Source organism: Herbaspirillum sp. C9C3, assembly GCF_013359625.1.
Lineage (GTDB): Bacteria > Pseudomonadota > Gammaproteobacteria > Burkholderiales > Burkholderiaceae_D > Herbaspirillum.
This window is the reverse complement of the sequence record NZ_JABFMQ010000016.1, coordinates 99325-117343: the sequence shown is the minus strand read 5'-3', so window position 1 is coordinate 117343 and position 18019 is coordinate 99325. Positions and strand designations below refer to the sequence as shown.

Here is an 18019-nt window from a genome sequence, read left to right as displayed (position 1 = left end):
GAGGGGACTGACTCAAAGGGGCTCCTTGGCGTAGGGGTCTGACCGGCTGGTCAGCGGGTTCATCGCCGCACGGGTACCGATGTACCGATGGCAGGGCGCTGTGTCTGCGCTGACGGATGACCGTGTGCAATATTGTGTGCCCTGTCACCGTTGAGGCATCCGGATCGATGTGCCAGACGAGCAGGGCGCTTGCAAGAGTAGGTGCAAGACCCGGTCAAGGCAAGTCGTTGATGTAAAGAGCGCACGGATCGTCAAGGAAGCGCCAGGTCGTCCACCCGGCAGATCAAGCATGAAGGGCGAGACCCGCCCCGCAGGTCCCGCCCTCCAACTGCTGAACCTGCCGGCCGGCCAGGGCCCGCAGGTTTTGCTCTGAAACTTCACCTTGCCATCATTGCTTGAGCAGACTGCACTTGGAATCCGCCACGCTGGTGAAGGCTTGTTCACCTGGGATGGTTTCCAGCAATTTCAGGTAATCCCAGGGCTTCTTGGACTCGGCCGGTGACTTCACCTGGTACAGGTACATGTCGTGGATGTTGCGTCCATCGGCGCGGATATAGCCCTTGTTGTAGAAATCATCGATGCGGGCCTTCTTCAATTGCGCCATCACCTTGGTGGAATCATCGGTGCCGACCGCCTCCACCGCCTTCAGATAGGTCATGGTGGCCGAATAGGCCGCCGCCTGGTGGGTACTGGGCATTTTCTTCATCTTCTGGAAGAAACGCTCGGCAAACTTGCGCGAAGGTTCGTCCTTGTCCCAGTACCAGCTGTCGGTCATCATCAGACCCTCGGCATTGGCCAGTCCCAGGGCGTGGATGTCGTTGATGACCATGAGCAGACCCACCAGCTTCATGGTCTTGGTCACGCCGAATTCCTTGGCGGCCTTGATCGAATTGACAGTGTCCTCGCCCGCATTGGCCAGACCCAGAATCTGTGCCTTGGAGGCCTGCGCCTGCAGCAGGAAGGACGACAGGTCCGAGGACTGCGGCGGATGCTTGATCGAACCGACCACCGTCCCGCCGCTGGCCTTGACCACCGCGCTGGTGTCATTGGCCAGCGAATGGCCGAAGGCATAGTCCGCCACCAGGAAGAACCAGGACTTCCCGCCCTGCTTGATCACCGCGCTGGCCGTACCCTTGGCCAGGGCCACGGTGTCATATTCGTAGTGCACGGTGTAGGGGGTGCATTCCTCGTTGGTCAGGCGCGCGGTGCCGGCTCCGATGTTGATGTAGACGCGCTTCTTCTCGGCCATCACCTTGTTCATCGACAAGGCCGTGGCCGAATTGACGCCGCCGATGAGCATGTCCAGGCCGCGTTCGTCGGCCCATTCGCGGGCGCGGGTGGCAGCGATGTCGGCCTTGTTCTGGTGGTCCGCCGAGAGGATCTCGATGGGCTTGCCCAGCACCTTGCCGCCATGGTCGGCCACCGCCATGCGGATCGCTTCCAGTCCGCCCAGGCCGTCGGTGTCGGCATAGGGGCCGGACATGTCGGTGATGAAACCGATGCGTACCACGTCATCGGATACCTGGGCCCAGGCCGGGCCCGAAAACATGCCTGCGATGGCACAGGCGGCTGCCAGCTTGCGCAGCTTGCTCGATGGGATCATGCGTTTGTCTCCTCGTCTTGATTGGCCGCTGGGCGGCTCGGGGTCATGCGCTTGTCGCTGCTTGATTTGCTTGATTTGCTTGATTTGCTTGAGTTGCTTGATTTGTGTCATTGCTTCAGCCGCGGCGTTCGGCCAGCAAGGATTTGGCGTAATCCACGCGCACATCGTGGCGCGCCACCATCTGCTGGACCAGCCAGTCCATCTCGTGCGCTTCGGCGCCGGCGGCCAGCGCGATGTTGCGCGCATGCAGCGCCATGTGGCCGCGCTGGATACCTTCGGTCGCCAGTGCGCGCAGGGCCGCCATGTTCTGCGCCAGGCCCACGGCCACCGCGACCTCGGCCAGTTCCTGTGCGGATTGCACGCCCAGGATCTTGAGCGCGGTGCGCGCCGCCGGATGGGTCTTGGTGGCGCCCCCTACCAGACCGACCGGCATGGGAATCTCCAGGGTGCCGACCAGGTCGCCATCGGCAGCAATTTCCCAGTGCGTCAGCGAAGTGTAGCGGCCATGACGGCAGGCGTAGGCGTGGGCGCCGGCTTCCACCGCGCGCCAGTCGTTGCCGGTGGCGACGATGACCGGATCGATGCCGTTCATGATGCCCTTGTTGTGGGTGGCTGCGCGGTAGGGGTCGACGGCAGCAAATTCATACGCATCGACGATGCCATCGATTACTTCCTCGCCGCCATAAGCGCTGGTGGCGAGGACCTCTGCAGAAACCTTCACCCTGGCTCGCGCCAGGCGCAGGTCGGCCAGGTTGGAGAGGATGCGCAGCCGCACCTTGCCGCCGGTGATCTCCTCGATATGCCCGGCCACCGCCTCGGCCATGGTGTTGACGGTATTGGCGCCCATGGCGTCGCGCACGTCCACGATCAGGTGGGTCACCACCATGGCGCCACGCCGTGTATCCGGGAAGACGTGGACTTCAATGTCCCGGCACCCGCCGCCCAGGTCGTTGAGCAACTTGTCACGGCTGTTGGCGATGTCGATGATGGCCTGGCGGTCCTTGAGGATGGCCAGCCGCGCTCCATGCGGATCGGTCACGCCGAGCAACTGGATCTGGGCGCGCATGAGGGGTGTACTGCTGGAGGTCTGGAAGCCGCCGCAGGCGCGCACCAGCTTGGCCATGAAGGAGGCAGCGGCCACCACCGAGGGTTCCTCGACGGCCATCGGCACCAGCACGTCGCGGCCGTTGAGCTGGAAGTAGCCCGCCACGCCCAGCGGCAACTGGAAGGTGCCGACCACGTTCTCGATCATGCCATCGGCCGTGCCCAGCGGCAGGCCGCCAGGTTGGCCCAGCAAGGCTTGCTCGCCTTCTCCCAGTCCGGCCAGTCGGGCGATTTCGGCCAGGCGTTGGGGCGGGGTCAGGGTGCGGAATCCGGGCAGTCGCGAATCGCTGGCGGAGTGGGTGTCACTGTGCATGCGCTTGTCTCTCTTTTGGTCGTGATATGAAGGCTTGTGAAAGGGCAGCGCTTGCAGCGGCCCTCTCCAGCGCTGGCAGAATAACAAGGGTGTACCATTGCGCATGGGTACAGTTGGCGCCAACAGTGGTGCAACTGTACCCAGGACAATCCCTTTGCATTGCAGCAAGATTTGATCACCCATGGCCCCAGCCCAGACCCTCACCCTGACCCGGACACTGGTGGAACTGATCCGCCGCCAGATCGCCGAGGGCGCCTATGCGCCCGGCAGCCGTCTGCCGTCGATCCGCGCGCTGTCGGCGCAGCATGACTGCGCCAAGAACACCATCGTCAATGTCTTCGAGGAGTTGACGGCGCAGGGCGTGGTCGAGCCCCGGCGCGGCTCGGGCTTCTTCGTGTGCGCCACGCCGCCGCGCCCCAAGGAAGAGGAGGAGGGCAGTCTCAGCCGTGCCATGGACGTGGTCTGGCTCATGCGTGAGCAGTTGAAGCACGACCCCGGTCATCTGCGCCTGGGGGATGGCTTTCCGCCGGTGGAATGGCTGCATGACGTGCGGCTGGACAAGTTCCACCAGAAGGTAGTGCGCACCGGCATGGGCGCGCTGTTCGGCTACGGCAGCCGCTTCGGCTACCTGCCGCTGCGCCAGCACCTGGTGCACAAGCTCGCGCAGCATGGGATCGAGGCCGCGACCAGCCAGATCGTGCTGACCCACGGTGCCAACCAGGCGCTCGATATCGTGATCCGCAACTTCATTGGCCCGGGGGACCGGGTGCTGGTCGATGAACCGGGCTACTACATGTTGTACGGCAAGCTCAAGCTTTCCGGTGCCCGCATCATCGGCATCCCGCGCCACCCGGACGGGCCGGACATTGAGGCCCTGGAGCGTGAACTGCAGGTGGCGGGCAAGCCCTTGCTGTTCTTCACCCAGTCGCTGGGGCACAATCCCACGGCCTCGGACACCTCGCCCCACAAGGCTCACAAGATCCTGCAACTGGCCGACCGCTACGATGCCCTGATCGTGGAGAACGATGCCTTCGCCGACTTCAAACCGGCCACCGCACCGCGCGTGGCCACGCTGGACCAGTTGCGCCGAACGCTCTATATCGGCAGCTTTTCCAAGTCGGTCTCGGCGGCGCTGCGGGTGGGCTTCATTGCCTGCCATCGGGATCTGGCCAGCGACCTGGCCGATATCAAGATGCTGGTGCACATGAGCAGTTCCGAATACTGCGAGCGCACGCTGGACGTGATCCTGTCCGATGGCCACTTCAGCCGCCACACCGCCCGCCTGCGCGACCGTCTGGCGCAGGCCACCGAAGCGGCCGGCCATCAGTTGCAGCAGCTTGGGGCACAACTGTTTTGTACGCCCCAGCAATCGATGTACCTGTGGGCGAGATTTCCCGGCTTTGCCGATGCCAGGCAACTGGCCCGGGGCCTCATGGCGCATCATGTGGTGCTGGCGCCGGGCAGCATCTTCCACGTCGATCCCGAGCACAGCGTCCCGTGGTCGCGCTTCAATGTCGGCCTGCTGTCGGACCCGCGATTTACCGCCGCCATGGCCAGCTTGCTGGAGCAGGCAAGCTGAATTCCCGTCTGCTGGGGGCACTATCGGGTTTTCCGTTCAGGCAGGAAGAGAGCCGCCATTGCCCGTCTGTTCGAGGCTTAGCTTTCTTGTCCTGCCTGCGCTCGCATGCCATAGTGCTGAGGGACGGCAGTCGGGGACTGCCGGGGTGACAACAATAATCAAGATGACACTGCGGAGCCTCCGCCCGGACGCTCCGCTGGGGATGGAGCAGAGATGAATATCCTTGGCAATATGAACATTGGCAAACGCCTCACGCTGGGCTTTGCCGTGATACTGGCGTTTTCCGCGATCGTGGCGGGCATCAGCCTGTGGCGACTGGAGCAGGTCGCGTCCGCCACGCGCGAGATGATGAGCGACCCCATCAAGACCGAGCGCCTCATGGGCGACTGGTATACCAATCTGACGGCGGGTATCCGCCGCACGCTGGCCATCGCCAAGAGCAGCGACCCGTCGCTGGCGACCTACTTCGCGGAGGAAGCCGCTGCCTCCACCAAGAGTTCCACCGAGTACCAGAAACAGGTCGAACCCTTGCTGGTCACCCCGGAGGAAAAGGCCCTGTTCCAGAAAATCGGGGAGCAGCGCAAGGTCTATCTGTCTTCGCGCGACGAGATCGTCAAGCTCAAGGCCGCGGGCAACGTGGAGGAGGCCATGCGCCTGCTCGACAAGGTCTTCGTCCCGGCGGCCGCGACCTATCAGAAACTGATGCGCGACATGGTGGACATCCAGCGCCTGGATATCGATGAGACCGCCAAGGAAATCGACCACATCGCCGTCCAGAGCCGCATCCTGATCCTGGTGCTGGAGGGGCTGATCCTGCTCCTGGGCATCGTGCTGGCGCGTCTGCTCACGCTGGGCATCACCCGGCCGCTGCAGACGGCGGTGGTGGTCTCGCGCAAGGTGGCCGAGGGCGACCTGGCCACCCAGGTACAGGTCAATTCGCGCGACGAGACCGGCCAACTGCTGCAATCGCTCAAGGAGATGAATGACAGCCTGCGCAGCATCGTCTCCAATGTCCGTAACGGCACCGATACCATCAGCACGGCCTCGGCCGAGATCGCCGCCGGCAATCTGGATCTCTCCAGTCGTACCGAGCAGCAGGCCAGTTCACTGGAAGAAACCGCCTCGGCCATGGAAGAGCTGATTTCCACCGTGCGCCAGAACGCCGACAACGCGCGCCAGGCCAGCCAGCTGGCGCAATCGGCCTCCAGCGTGGCCGAGCAGGGTGGCGGCGTGGTCAGTCAGGTGGTCGATACCATGGGCGCCATCAATGCTTCTTCGCGCAAGATCGTGGACATTATCAGCGTGATCGACGGGATTGCCTTCCAGACCAATATCCTTGCGCTCAATGCCGCCGTGGAAGCAGCGCGCGCCGGTGAGCAGGGACGCGGGTTTGCCGTGGTGGCCTCGGAAGTGCGTTCGCTGGCCCAGCGTTCGGCCTCGGCGGCCAAGGAGATCAAGGAGCTGATCAATGATTCGGTCGCGAAGGTCGGCGACGGCAGTCGCCTGGTCGAGCAGGCCGGTGCCACCATGCAGGAAGTGGTCAGCAGCGTGCGCCACGTTACCGATATCGTGGCCGAGATCAGTGCAGCCAGTGCCGAGCAGACCAGCGGCATCGAGCAGATCAACCTGGCCATTACGCAGATGGATCAGGTGACCCAGCAGAATGCGGCCCTGGTCGAGCAGGCGGCAGCTGCTGCTGCCTCGATGCAGAACCAGGCGGGACGGCTGGCGCAGATGGTCAGCGTGTTCCGGGTCAATGAAGGCGAGGCGCCGGTCAGGCGGGAGATCGACGTGACCCCGGCCGGCCCGACGCTGCCGCACTGAGCTCACTGACTGGACTTGCCAGGACGGCCCCGCGGGGGCCGTTTTGTCTTTTCTGCGGCTGCGGCAGCCTCAGCGACGCTGCTTCCAGTAATCCGGCTGCGCATAGGCATGACGCAGAAAATCCACGAAGGTGCGGATGCGCAAGGGCAGGTGGCGTCGCTGCGCAAACACTGCGTAGATCGATGGTGCCGGAGCGGCAAACTTGTCCAGCACCGTCACCAGCTCGCCAGCTTCGATGGCTGCGCCCACTTCCCACATCGACCGCCAGGCCAGGCCGCGTCCGGCCAGCGCCCAGTTGTGCAGCACTTCACCGTCATTGCAGACCATGTTGCCCCCGACCTTGTAGACGCTCACCTTGCCGGACTGCTTGAGTGTCCAGCCACGCTGGCTGCCTTCGCTGCTCATGGCCAGGCAATTGTGGCGTACCAGTTCGTCCGGGGTCTGCGGGGTGCCGTGGCGGCGCAGGTAGGAGGGAGCGGCGACGATGACCCGATGATTCTCGGCCAGTTTCACGCTCACCAGGTTGGAGTCGGTCAGGGTGGCAATGCGGATGGCGACGTCGATGCCTTCCCCGATGACGTCGGCAATGCGGTCATTGAGGTTCAGCGTGAGGGTGACATCGCGGTGCTCTGCCAGAAAGGAGGGCACCAGGGGGGCCACGTGCTGGCGACCGAACCCGGCCGGGGCCGAAATCAGCAACTGGCCACTGGCACGCGCGCTGCGTTCGGACACCGCCGATTCGGCATCTTCCAGGTCAGCCAGGATGCGCTGGCAGTCTTCCAGAAAGGCTGCGCCTTCGTTGGTGAGCACGATCTTGCGCGTGGTTCGCTGCAACAGCTTCACGCCCAGGCGCTCCTCCAGCGCATCCAGCCGCCGCCCTATCATGGCCGGGGCGATGCCCTCGGCACGGGCCGCCGCCGACAGGCTGCCACGGGCGGCGACCTCGGCAAAGGTCGAAATCTGCTTGAACTGGTCCATGCTGTCCTCTTCAAAAGACCCGGAAACGGGCGGCAAAGCCGCGCCGGCCCTGCGCCGACGTGCTGCGGCGATTATCTGCTCACTTATGACTAAAACGCAAAGATAAATTGATAAAAGCTTTCACTACTATCGATTTGGTTTAAATATACTGCGTACATAAAGTGTCTGATGCGATGCAAAAAGCTGCATAGTCTCAGGCACAATCATGAAAACAAGATTCACCAGTCCATTTTTCTTTTTGAGGAGTCCAGCATGACGCAACTGAAGCTGCCCACCGGCATGGAAATCTCCGGCGAGATCAAGCCGGGTTACGAGAACGTCCTGACCTTTGACGCCCTGTCACTGGTCGCCAAGCTCTCGCGCGCCTTCGAAGCGCGTCGCCAGGAACTGCTGGCCGCCCGTGCCGAGCGCGTCAAGCGCCTGGATGCCGGCGAACGCCCCGACTTCCTGAAGGAAACCGAAGCCATCCGCACCGGCGACTGGAAGATCGCTCCCATCCCCGAAGCCCTGAAGTGCCGCCGGGTGGAAATCACCGGTCCGGTCGAGCGCAAGATGGTCATCAACGCCTTCAACTCGGGCGCCGACAGCTACATGACCGACTTCGAGGATTCCAACTCGCCGGTGTGGGACAACCAGATCAGCGGACAGATCAACCTCTACGACGCGATCCGCCGCACCATTTCGCTGGAATCGAACGGCAAGAGCTACAAGCTCAACGACAAGATCGCCACCCTGGTGGTGCGTCCGCGTGGCTGGCACCTGGACGAGAAGCACGTCACCATCGATGGCAAGCGCATCTCCGGCGGCATCTTCGACTTCGCTCTGTTCCTGTTCCACAACGCCAAGGAACAGCTGGCGCGCGGCGCCGGTCCTTACTTCTACCTGCCGAAGATGGAATCGCATCTGGAAGCGCGTCTGTGGAACGACATCTTCGTGATGGCGCAGAACGAGATCGGCCTGCCGCAAGGCACCATCAAGGCCACCGTGCTGATCGAAACCATCACCGCCGCCTTCGAGATGGAAGAAATCCTGTACGAACTGCGTGAGCACAGCGCCGGTCTGAACGCCGGTCGTTGGGACTACATCTTCTCCTGCATCAAGAAGTTCAAGAACGACAAGGACTTCTGCCTGGCCGATCGCGCCAAGGTCACCATGACCTCGCCCTTCATGCGCGCCTACGCACTGCTGCTGCTGAAGACCTGCCACAAGCGCGGCGCCCCGGCCATCGGTGGCATGAGCGCGCTGATCCCGATCAAGAACGATCCGGAAAAGAACGCCATCGCCATGCAGGGCATCATCAACGACAAGCGCCGCGATGCGACCGACGGTTACGACGGCGGCTGGGTGGCTCACCCGGGCCTGGTCGAAGCCTCCATGAAGGAATTCGTGGCCGTGCTGGGCGACAAGCCCAACCAGTTCGAAAAGCAGCGTCCGGACGTGGAAGTGAAAGCCGCTGACCTGCTCAACTTCCAGCCGGAAACTCCGATCACCGAGGCCGGCCTGCGCTACAACATCAACGTCGGCATCCATTACCTGGGCGCCTGGCTGGCCGGCAATGGCTGCGTGCCCATCCACAACCTGATGGAAGATGCGGCTACCGCCGAGATCAGCCGTGCCCAGGTGTGGCAGTGGATCCGCAGTGCCAAGGGCAATCTGGAAGACGGTCGCAAGGTCACTGCCGACATGGTACGCGCCATGATTCCGGAAGAGCTGGCCAAGGTGAAGCAAGTGGCAGGTGATGGCCCGACCTATGACCGCGCGGCCAAGATCTTTGAAGAAATGTCCACCTCCGAGACCTTCGCCGAGTTCCTGACGCTGCCGCTGTACGAAGAAATCTGATTCAGCTCTGCTTGAGCAGAAATGAAAATCCCCGCCTCTCGCAAGAGGGCGGGGATTTTTTTGAGGTCTCTTTCAGGTCTGTTTCTTCACACTGTGAAAGCTGCAGACGAAAAAAATCCCCGACGTGTCGGGGATTTTTTATCAGCTTGAAAAGCTTAAGCAGCCGGAACGATGTTCGAAGCTTGCTTGCCCTTCGGGCCGGTGGTCACTTCGAAGGAAACGCGTTGGTTTTCCTTCAGGGACTTGAAACCATTCGATTGAATAGCCGAGAAGTGAGCGAACAGATCTTCGCCGCCTTCATCGGGGGTGATGAAACCAAAACCCTTTGCATCGTTGAACCACTTGACGGTACCAGTTGCCATTACGGACTCCTAAATTTAATTGATTGGGGCTTGCGCCCGGCTCTTTATCGTTACTCGGGAGGAATGACAGCGAAGAACCGCACTACCAGCTCGAATCCTAACGACGCGACGATTATACTCATTAAATCGAGAATGCAAGCCATTTTCGGTACGAATCTTCCATTAAAAGTTTTAATGGCTGATTCTGGTGCCTTAGATTTCTTTCCATGCCGGGAAATGGTGCGCCAAACCGGCTTCAATCCCTTGTCTGGTGCGGCTTTTGGCGTGTCGGTGGGTGTCCTACGCCGGCTTGTCGGGAACTTTCTGACAGCGTTTTTCAACCGTTTTGACGGTGGACCAGCACAACCGCTTCGGTGGCAATCCCTTCTTCACGTCCCAAAAAACCCATTTTTTCATTGGTTTTTGCCTTGATATTGACTTGCCCTTCAGAAATCCCCAGGTCCGCCGCCACGTTGGCCACCATGATGGGAATATGCGGGGCCATCTTGGGCGCCTGGGCGATGATGGTGGCATCCACGTTGCCCACGGTATAGCCGGCAGCAGCCAGGCGCTTGGCCGCCTCGCGCAGCAGCACGCGCGAGTCGGCGCCCTTGAACTGCGCATCGGTATCGGGGAAGTGGCGGCCGATGTCGCCCAGCGCGGCAGCGCCGAAGAGCGCATCGGTGATGGCATGCAGCAGGGCATCGGCGTCCGAGTGGCCGAGCAGGCCCTTCTTGTGCGGGATGGTGACACCACCCAGGATCAGCGGGCGGCCTTCCACCAGGGCGTGGCAGTCATAGCCCTGGCCGATACGGAAAGGGAAGGGGGGAGAAGCGTTCATGCGTGCGGACCTTTCAGGAAGAATTCAGCCAGGGCGGCGTCCTGCGCCAGTGTGACCTTGAGATTGCGGGGGCTGCCCTCGACCAGGCGCGGACGCAAGCCCAGCATTTCGATGGCGCTGGCGTCGTCGGTGATCTCGCCCAGGCGGCCTTGCGCTTGCGCCTGCCGCAAGGCGCGCCGCAGCAGGGCATAGGGAAACATCTGCGGTGTCTGCGCCGCCCACAGGCCGGCACGCGGCACGGTCTCCTGCGAGCGGGGCGATCCGGCGCCATCGCTGCGCTTGAGGGTATCGACCACTGGCAGGGCCAGCAGGCCACCGACTTCATCGTCGGCCAGGGCATCGAGCAGACGGTCCAGCAGCGGCACATCCAGGCCGGGGCGGGCGGCGTCGTGCACCAGCACGCGGTCGGTATCGGCCACCTGATCACGGATGGCGTTGAGCCCGTTGAAGACGCTGTCCTGCCGCGTCGGTCCGCCCACCCGCAGGACGCTTGCGCGTTGCAGCAGGGCGGGCGTCATGAGGGAGTCGATCCAGCCATCCTCGGCACTGACCACGATGAAGGTGTGGGCGATGCGGCCATGCGCCGCGAAGGTTTGCAGCGCATGCAGCAGCATGGGGAGGCCTGCCAGCGGCAGGTATTGCTTGGGAATCTGGCCGCCCATGCGCGCGCCCACGCCTGCGGCGGGGATGAGCGCAAAGTGGCGGGGCGGGGAAGAAGCGGACTGCGAAGGGTTCATGCCATGCACCTGGCCCCGGCACCCGCCTGGCGGCGGCCTGCGATGGGGCCTTCGTTTATAATGAGAGGCTGAATTCTAATGCCAATCCCTTGCAAGCGACCGGCATTTTGCGGCGCTGCCAGCCTGGTCGCCGCCGCCGGGCCTCGTCAGTTGCCGTACGCGAAACAAGTCCAAACCAAGCCGATCCTCCCGATCCTGATGTCTTTTGATCCGAAAAAAAGCCTGCCCAAGGCAGGTGTGCGTTTCCAGCCTCCCGCCGTGCACGGTTCCGCCGATGCCTATCTGCTGGCCCAGGCCGCGCTGGCCCTGAAGGCCGAAGGGCGCATGCTGGCCGTGGTGGTGGCCGGGGCCACCGATGCCCAGCGCCTGCTGGCTGAAATCCCCTGGTTCCAGCCCAAGGAGGGCGAGCGCCTGCGTTGCCACCTGCTGCCGGATTGGGAAACCCTGCCTTATGACGCCTTCTCGCCGCACCAGGACCTGGTGTCCGAACGCCTGGCCACGCTCTATGAAGTGCAGTCCGGCCAGTGCGACCTGCTGATCGTACCGGCTACCACCGCCTTGCTGCGCATGGCCCCGCCGCAGTTCCTGGCGGCCTATACCTTCTTCTTCAAGCAGGGCGAAAAGCTCGACGAAGGCAAGCTCAAGTCCCAGCTCACCCTGGCCGGCTACACCCATGTGGGCCAGGTGATGTCGCCGGGTGAATATTCGGTGCGTGGCGGCCTGATCGACATCTTCCCGATGGGTTCGGTGTTGCCGTATCGCCTGGACCTGTTCGGCGACACCATCGAGACCATCCGCACCTTCGATGCCGATACCCAGCGTTCGCTCTATCCGGTGCCGGAGGTGCGGCTGCTGCCGGGCCGTGAATTCCCGATGGATGAAGCCTCGCGCCTGGCCTTCCGCAATCGCTGGCGCGAAGTGTTCGAGGGTGATCCATCACGCTCGGCCATCTACAAGGACATCGGCAACGGCATCGCCGCAGCAGGTATCGAATACTACCTGCCGCTGTTCTTCGAAGAGACGGCCACGCTGTTCCAGTACCTGCCGGCCAATGCCATGTTCGCCACCGTGGGTGACATCGAGCAGGCCATCAAGCGCTTCTGGAGCGATACCCGCTCGCGTTGGAATTTCCTTCACGCCGACCGCGAGCGCCCGGTGCTGGAGCCGCGCGCCATCTACCTGGACGATGAAGATTTCTTCACCCTGCTGAAACCCCACGCCCGCTGGGTGCTCAAGAGCGATGATGCGCCCTCGGCCATCTCCTCGCCCTTGCCCAATATCGCCGTGAACCGTCGTGCGGATGATCCGCTGGTCAACCTGCGCAGCTTCCTCCTGAAGGGGGCCGAGCGGGTGCTGATCTGTGCCGAGAGCAATGGCCGACGCGAGACTTTGCAGCAGTACTTTGCCGAATACGATGTGCATCCGGTCCTGTGCGAGGACTGGAACAGCTTCCTCTCCAGTGATGAACCGCTGATGCTGGGCGTGGCCCCCTTGCACACGGGCTTCGTCACTGCGGGCGGCCTGGCGCTGGTCACCGAGACCGAGCTGTACGCCGGCAGTGGCCGCCGCGTCGGCAGCCGCAAGCAGCAGGCCGCCACCGATGTGGAATACATGGTGCGCGATCTGTCGGAACTGAAGATCGGCGACCCGGTGGTGCACAGCAGCCACGGTATCGGTCGCTACATGGGCCTGGTCAGCATGGACCTGGGGGAGGGCGAGACCGAATTCCTCCATCTGGAATATGCCAAGGAAACCAAGCTCTATGTCCCGGTCTCGCAACTGCACGTGATTTCACGTTATTCGGGCGCCTCGCCCGAAGATGCACCGCTGCATGCGCTGGGTTCGGGCCAGTGGGAAAAGGCCAAGCGCAAGGCGGCCCAGCAGGTGCGCGATACCGCCGCCGAACTGCTGAACCTGTACGCCCGCCGCGCATTGAGGCAGGGCCATGCCTTCCAGTATTCGGCACATGACTATGAAGCCTTCGCCGACAGCTTCGGTTTCGAAGAGACTGCCGACCAGGCCGCCGCCATCCAAGCCGTCATCAAGGACATGACCGGGGGCAAGCCCATGGACCGCCTCATCTGCGGCGACGTCGGCTTCGGCAAGACCGAGGTCGCCTTGCGCGCCGCCTTCGTGGCCGTGATGGGTGGCAAGCAGGTCGCCATTCTGGCCCCGACCACGCTCTTGGCCGAACAGCACGCCGCCACCTTTGCCGATCGTTTCGCCAACTGGCCGGTCAAGATCGCCGAGCTCTCGCGCTTCCGTACCGGCAAGGAAGTCACGCAGGCCATCAAGGGCCTGGCTGATGGCACCATCGATATCGTCATCGGCACGCACAAGCTGCTGTCGGACGAAGTGAAGTTCTCGCGCCTGGGGCTGGTCATCATCGACGAGGAACACCGTTTCGGCGTGCGCCAGAAGGAAGCCCTGAAGTCCTTGCGCGCCGAGGTCGATGTCTTGACGCTGACGGCCACCCCGATTCCGCGCACGCTGGGCATGGCGCTGGAAGGATTGCGTGATTTCTCGGTGATCGCCACCGCCCCGCAAAAGCGTCTGGCCATCAAGACCTTCGTGCGCGCCGAGCAGGAATCGACCATCCGCGAAGCCTGCCTGCGCGAGTTGAAGCGTGGCGGCCAGGTTTACTTCCTGCACAATGAAGTGGAAACCATCGCCAACCGCAAGGCTGCGCTCGAACAGCTGCTACCTGAAGCGCGCATCGGCGTGGCCCACGGCCAGATGCACGAGCGCGACCTGGAAAAGGTGATGCGCGACTTCGTGGCGCAGCGCTTCAACATCCTGTTGTGCACCACCATCATCGAGACCGGCATCGACGTGCCCACCGCCAACACCATCATCATGCACCGTGCCGACAAGTTCGGTCTGGCCCAGCTGCACCAGTTGCGTGGCCGGGTCGGTCGTTCGCATCACCAGGCCTATGCCTATCTGCTGGTGCAGGATGTGCAGGGCCTGTCCAAGCAGGCCCAGCGCCGGCTGGAAGCGATCCAGCAGATGGAGGAACTGGGCAGCGGTTTCTATCTCGCCATGCACGACCTGGAAATCCGTGGCGCCGGCGAAGTGCTGGGCGATCATCAGTCGGGCGAGATCCACGAGATCGGTTTCCAGATGTATTCGGACATGTTGAACGAAGCCGTGCGCGCCTTGAAGGATGGCCGCGAACCGGATCTCGCCGCGCCCTTGTCGACCACTACCGAAATCAACCTGCATGCGCCTGCACTGCTGCCCAATGACTTCTGCGGCGACGTGCATGAGCGCTTGTCGCTCTACAAGCGCCTGGCCAACTGCGAGAAAGCCGATGCCATCGACGCCTTGCAGGAAGAACTGATCGACCGCTTCGGCAAGCTGCCGGATGCCGCCAAGGCGCTCATCGAAACGCACCGCCTGCGCATTGCCGCCAAGCCGCTGGGCATCATCAAGATCGATGCGCATTCGGAGGCGGCGCTGCTGCAGTTCGTTCCCAATCCGCCGATCGACGCCATGCGCATCATCGAGCTGGTGCAGAAGAACCGCCAGGTCAAGCTCAATGGTCCGGACAAGCTGCGCATCACGGCCAGCATGCCGGATCTCAATGCCCGTGTGCAGCAGGTCAAGGCGACCATGAAGGCACTCACCGGCTGAACCGCTTCCCGGCCGCGTATTACCGACTCCAACCGCATCAACGAATCAACAGAACAACATGAACCTGATCCTGCAAGCCCCCAAGCACCACGCTGTTTCTTCTTCGGCCATCGAGACCATTGCGCAGTTGGCCGGTGGCCGCGCCGAACGCCTCGGTGATAGCCGCGTGGCGGACGCCGATGCCTGGCGCGTGGCCGGGGTGAGCCCGAGCGATGCGCTCAAGGCCCGCATCGACGCTGCCTGCCTGCAGGCACGGCTGGACTATGCCTTCATCGAGGAAGGCCGCAAGCTGACTGATTTTCGCCTGGTGGCCATGGACATGGATTCGACGCTCATCACTATCGAGTGCATTGACGAGATCGCCGACATGCAGGGCTTGAAGCCGCAGGTGGCCGAGATTACCGAGGCAGCCATGCGCGGCGAGATCGAGTTCAACGAAAGCCTGACGCGCCGGGTGGCTTTGCTCAAGGGGCTCGATGCGGGCGCCTTGCAGCGTGTCTACGATGAGCGCCTGCAATTGTCCCCGGGCGCAGAGAACATGCTCAAGGCCGTGCAGGCTGCGGGCCTGAAGACGCTGCTGGTCTCGGGCGGTTTCACCTTCTTCACCGACCGCATGAAGGCGCGTCTGACGCTGGACTACACCCATGCCAATACCCTGGAAGTGGTCGATGGCAAGCTCACCGGCAAGGTGGTGGGCGGCATCGTCAATGCCGACGAGAAGCGTGCGACGGTGGAGCGTGTCTGCCGCGAAATCGGCGCCGAGCCATCCCAGGCCATCGTCATGGGTGATGGTGCCAACGACTTGCGCATGATGGGCATCTCGGGCCTGTCGGTGGCCTTCCGTGCCAAGCCGGTGGTGCGCGCCCAGGCCAACGTGGGCTTGAATTTCGTGGGGCTGGACGGCATCTTGAATCTGCTGGCCTGATTCCGTGGCCGGTTTCCCCTCACTTCAGGAGATGCGATGAACCAGGAACTGGTATTGGACCCGCAGACCCAGACCGGCCGTGACCTGGTCTGGTGGCTCTATCTGGCGCATGCCGCCTGCCTGGTGTTTTCCCTGGGCATGCTGTCGTGGCTGCCGCTGATCGTCAACTATCTCAAGCGCGGCGAGGTGCGCGATACCTTCCTCTACACCCACCATCGCTGGCAGATCCGGTCCTTCTGGTGGTACCTGTTCTGGCTGTTCGCCGGCGGTGTCCTGTGGGCCACCGTGATCGGCATTCCGCTGGCCATCCTGGTGTTCTCGCTGGCCTGGATCTGGAAAGCCTACCGCCTCATCAAGGGCTTCCTCGACCTGCAGGACAACAAGCCCATGCCGGTGTGACCCCAGCGCTGGCTGTACGACCGAAACGGCACCTCAGGGTGCCGTTTCGCATTGCTGGAAAGCAAAGAGGCTTTGCACAAGGGATAATGGTGATATTGAAAGATTTCAATGATAATCTCGAATTATTACTAAATTGCACTATGCACCAGAGTGCATCAGGCTAGCATCAGGCTAGCATCAGGCGAACTTTCGTTCATGCGCCTCCCGCTCGGGGCGCCAGGGCGGGGCCGCTCACTCCAAGGGGGAACACTGCGCATGAAGAACTGGACGATCAAGCAACGCATCCTCGGGAGCTTCGCGCTCATCCTGCTGCTCATGGCGCTCATGGCTGGCATCTCGGCGGTCAATCTCGGTCGTATCGAGAAAAGCGCCACGGCGCTGCGCGAGGATTCCACGCCCGGCCTTTACTACAGCAGTCAGATCAATGCCGCCTGGTATGAAAACCTGCTCATGACCCAGCAGATCATTCAGGTCGACAACAGTGACGCGGAGCGCCAGGCCGACCTGGCCCTGCTGCGCCGCAACGGTGAACGCCTGGACCGGCTGCAGGAAGACTACGGCAAGTCCGTCTTCAGCGATAACGACCGCAAGCTCTTCGAGCAATTCAAGGAGACGCGCCAGAAGTACCGTGCCATTGTGGGCGAGTTGCTGAAGATGGACTTCGGCCAGCGCGCGCCCATCGACAAGATCGTCAACGAGCAACTCCGTCCGCAATGGCGCGCCGGTTACCAGTTGACGCAGCGCATGGTCGATACCAACAAGGGCATTGCCGACCTTGCTGCCAGCCGCATCACCGACGCGGTCAACGCCGCCCAGTTCGCGATGATGACCTCGCTCATGGCCGCCTTGCTGGTTGCGCTGGTGTGCGGTTTCTTCCTGATGCGGGCGATCAACGAGCCGTTGCAGAGGCTCATGGGTTTGCTCGATATCATGCGCTCGGGCGATTTTTCGCGTCGCGTGTCGCTGCAGCGCAATGATGAGTTCGGCGTGCTCGGCACTGGCTTCGACCGCATGACCGATGAGTTGACCGCGCTGGTGTCGCAGGCGCAGAAGTCCTCTGCTCGGGTGGCCACCTCGGTGACCGAGATCGCTGCTACGGCGCGCCAGCAGCAGGCCACCGCCGCCGAAACCGCCGCCACCACCACCGAGATCGGCGCCACCTCCCGCGAGATTCATGCCACCTCGCGTGACCTGGTGCGGACCATGAATGAAGTGTCGGTCGTTTCCGAACAGACGTCTGCCCTGGCCGGCAGCGGGCAGGCGGGTCTTACCCGCATGGGCGACACCATGCAGAACGTCATGGACGCCGCCGGTTCGGTCAGCGCCAAGCTGGCCATCCTCAACGAGAAGGCGGGCAACATCAACCAGGTCGTCACTACCATCACCAAGGTGGCCGACCAGACCAATCTGCTCTCGCTCAATGCCGCCATCGAGGCCGAGAAGGCCGGCGAACATGGTCGCGGTTTCTCGGTGGTGGCCACGGAGATCCGTCGTCTGGCTGACCAGACTGCGGTGGCGACCTATGACATCGAGGTGATGGTCAAGGAAATCCAGTCGGCCGTGGCCGCCGGTGTGATGGGCATGGACAAGTTCTCCGACCAGGTACGACGCGGCATGCAGGACGTGCAGACCGCCGGCAGCCAGCTCTCGCAGATCATCGCCCAGGTGCAGGCGCTGTCGCCGCGCTTTCAGATCGTCAACGAAGGCATGCAGGCCCAGGCCAGCAGCGCCGAGCAGATCAACCAGGCTCTGGTGCAGCTCTCCGAAGCGGCCCAGCAGACCGTGGAATCGCTGCAACAATCGAGTCAGGCCATCGACGAGTTGAACGTGGTCTCCAATGAACTGCGCAATGGCGTCTCGCGCTTCAAGGTAACGGACTGAGCGCCGCGTCGCTCTGCCC

At 62.7% G+C, this 18019-nt stretch carries 13 protein-coding genes; 7 read left to right on the top strand and 6 right to left on the bottom strand.

Going from position 1 to position 18019, the window contains the following annotated elements; all coding sequences use genetic code 11:
- Positions 1-388 precede the first annotated feature (388 nt).
- Both HNO82_RS15685 and HNO82_RS15680 read right to left on the bottom strand, forming a co-directional pair.
- A complete protein-coding gene (locus tag HNO82_RS15685; RefSeq protein ID WP_175344360.1) occupies positions 389-1603 on the bottom strand; it encodes an ABC transporter substrate-binding protein in 1215 nt (404 codons plus the stop codon).
- Between the two features lie 115 nt (positions 1604-1718).
- Positions 1719-3020, bottom strand: coding sequence for a hydroxymethylglutaryl-CoA reductase, degradative (locus tag HNO82_RS15680; RefSeq protein WP_175344359.1), 1302 nt, complete (start codon positions 3018-3020; stop codon positions 1719-1721).
- A gap of 181 nt (positions 3021-3201) precedes the next feature.
- Here HNO82_RS15680 and HNO82_RS15675 point away from each other — a divergent pair, with 181 nt between their 5' ends.
- Both HNO82_RS15675 and HNO82_RS15670 read left to right on the top strand, forming a co-directional pair.
- A complete protein-coding gene (locus tag HNO82_RS15675; RefSeq protein ID WP_175344358.1) occupies positions 3202-4599 on the top strand; it encodes an aminotransferase-like domain-containing protein in 1398 nt (465 codons plus the stop codon).
- A 213-nt stretch (positions 4600-4812) separates the two neighbouring features.
- A complete protein-coding gene (locus HNO82_RS15670; RefSeq protein ID WP_175344357.1) occupies positions 4813-6423 on the top strand; it encodes a methyl-accepting chemotaxis protein in 1611 nt (536 codons plus the stop codon).
- Between the two features lie 69 nt (positions 6424-6492).
- Here the strand turns inward: HNO82_RS15670 and HNO82_RS15665 are convergent, their stop codons facing one another.
- Entirely contained in the window at positions 6493-7401 is a 909-nt protein-coding gene (locus tag HNO82_RS15665) for a LysR family transcriptional regulator (protein WP_175344356.1), read from the bottom strand.
- Positions 7402-7653: 252 nt separating this feature from the next.
- Between HNO82_RS15665 and aceB the strand changes: the two genes are divergently transcribed.
- On the top strand, positions 7654-9240 hold the full coding sequence (gene aceB / locus HNO82_RS15660; RefSeq protein ID WP_175344355.1) for a malate synthase A: 1587 nt from the start codon (positions 7654-7656) through the stop codon (positions 9238-9240).
- Between the two features lie 155 nt (positions 9241-9395).
- On the opposite strand, the gene HNO82_RS15655 is transcribed toward aceB, so the two are convergent.
- The 3 genes from HNO82_RS15655 to ispD form a co-directional block, all read right to left on the bottom strand.
- Entirely contained in the window at positions 9396-9602 is a 207-nt protein-coding gene (locus HNO82_RS15655; protein WP_006464465.1) for a cold-shock protein, read from the bottom strand.
- A 316-nt stretch (positions 9603-9918) separates the two neighbouring features.
- The gene (gene ispF / locus HNO82_RS15650; RefSeq protein WP_175344354.1) at positions 9919-10422 is read right to left on the bottom strand and encodes a 2-C-methyl-D-erythritol 2,4-cyclodiphosphate synthase; all 504 of its coding nucleotides are present in this window, start codon (positions 10420-10422) and stop codon (positions 9919-9921) included.
- On the bottom strand, positions 10419-11159 hold the full coding sequence (ispD, locus tag HNO82_RS15645) for a 2-C-methyl-D-erythritol 4-phosphate cytidylyltransferase (protein WP_175344353.1): 741 nt from the start codon (positions 11157-11159) through the stop codon (positions 10419-10421). The genes ispF and ispD overlap by 4 nt, the downstream gene beginning before the upstream one ends.
- A 198-nt stretch (positions 11160-11357) precedes the next feature.
- On the opposite strand from ispD, the gene mfd reads away from it, so the two are divergent.
- From mfd to HNO82_RS15625, 4 genes are all read left to right on the top strand, one after another.
- Positions 11358-14795, top strand: coding sequence for a transcription-repair coupling factor (mfd, locus tag HNO82_RS15640; RefSeq protein WP_175344352.1), 3438 nt, complete (start codon positions 11358-11360; stop codon positions 14793-14795).
- A 58-nt stretch (positions 14796-14853) separates the two neighbouring features.
- Positions 14854-15720 carry a phosphoserine phosphatase SerB gene (gene serB, locus HNO82_RS15635; protein WP_175344351.1) on the top strand — a complete coding sequence of 289 codons (867 nt, stop codon included), beginning with the start codon at positions 14854-14856 and terminating at the stop codon, positions 15718-15720.
- 36 nt (positions 15721-15756) lie between these two features.
- Entirely contained in the window at positions 15757-16119 is a 363-nt protein-coding gene (locus tag HNO82_RS15630) for a DUF4870 family protein (RefSeq protein WP_008330079.1), read from the top strand.
- A gap of 255 nt (positions 16120-16374) precedes the next feature.
- Positions 16375-18000, top strand: coding sequence for a methyl-accepting chemotaxis protein (locus tag HNO82_RS15625; RefSeq protein ID WP_175344350.1), 1626 nt, complete (start codon positions 16375-16377; stop codon positions 17998-18000).
- The last annotated feature ends 19 nt before the right edge of the window (positions 18001-18019 follow it).

Excerpts from the sequence above, each read along its gene's own strand:
- HNO82_RS15685 (WP_175344360.1), bottom strand. The coding sequence starts at position 1,603 with ATGATCCCATCGAGCAAGCTGCGCAAGCTGGCAGCCGCCTGTGCCATC.
- HNO82_RS15680 (WP_175344359.1), bottom strand. The coding sequence starts at position 3,020 with ATGCACAGTGACACCCACTCCGCCAGCGATTCGCGACTGCCCGGATTC.
- HNO82_RS15675 (WP_175344358.1), top strand. The coding sequence starts at position 3,202 with ATGGCCCCAGCCCAGACCCTCACCCTGACCCGGACACTGGTGGAACTG.
- HNO82_RS15670 (WP_175344357.1), top strand. The coding sequence starts at position 4,813 with ATGAATATCCTTGGCAATATGAACATTGGCAAACGCCTCACGCTGGGC.
- HNO82_RS15665 (WP_175344356.1), bottom strand. The coding sequence starts at position 7,401 with ATGGACCAGTTCAAGCAGATTTCGACCTTTGCCGAGGTCGCCGCCCGT.
- aceB (WP_175344355.1), top strand. The coding sequence starts at position 7,654 with ATGACGCAACTGAAGCTGCCCACCGGCATGGAAATCTCCGGCGAGATC.
- HNO82_RS15655 (WP_006464465.1), bottom strand. The coding sequence starts at position 9,602 with ATGGCAACTGGTACCGTCAAGTGGTTCAACGATGCAAAGGGTTTTGGT.
- ispF (WP_175344354.1), bottom strand. The coding sequence starts at position 10,422 with ATGAACGCTTCTCCCCCCTTCCCTTTCCGTATCGGCCAGGGCTATGAC.
- ispD (WP_175344353.1), bottom strand. The coding sequence starts at position 11,159 with ATGAACCCTTCGCAGTCCGCTTCTTCCCCGCCCCGCCACTTTGCGCTC.
- mfd (WP_175344352.1), top strand. The coding sequence starts at position 11,358 with ATGTCTTTTGATCCGAAAAAAAGCCTGCCCAAGGCAGGTGTGCGTTTC.
- serB (WP_175344351.1), top strand. The coding sequence starts at position 14,854 with ATGAACCTGATCCTGCAAGCCCCCAAGCACCACGCTGTTTCTTCTTCG.
- HNO82_RS15630 (WP_008330079.1), top strand. The coding sequence starts at position 15,757 with ATGAACCAGGAACTGGTATTGGACCCGCAGACCCAGACCGGCCGTGAC.
- HNO82_RS15625 (WP_175344350.1), top strand. The coding sequence starts at position 16,375 with ATGAAGAACTGGACGATCAAGCAACGCATCCTCGGGAGCTTCGCGCTC.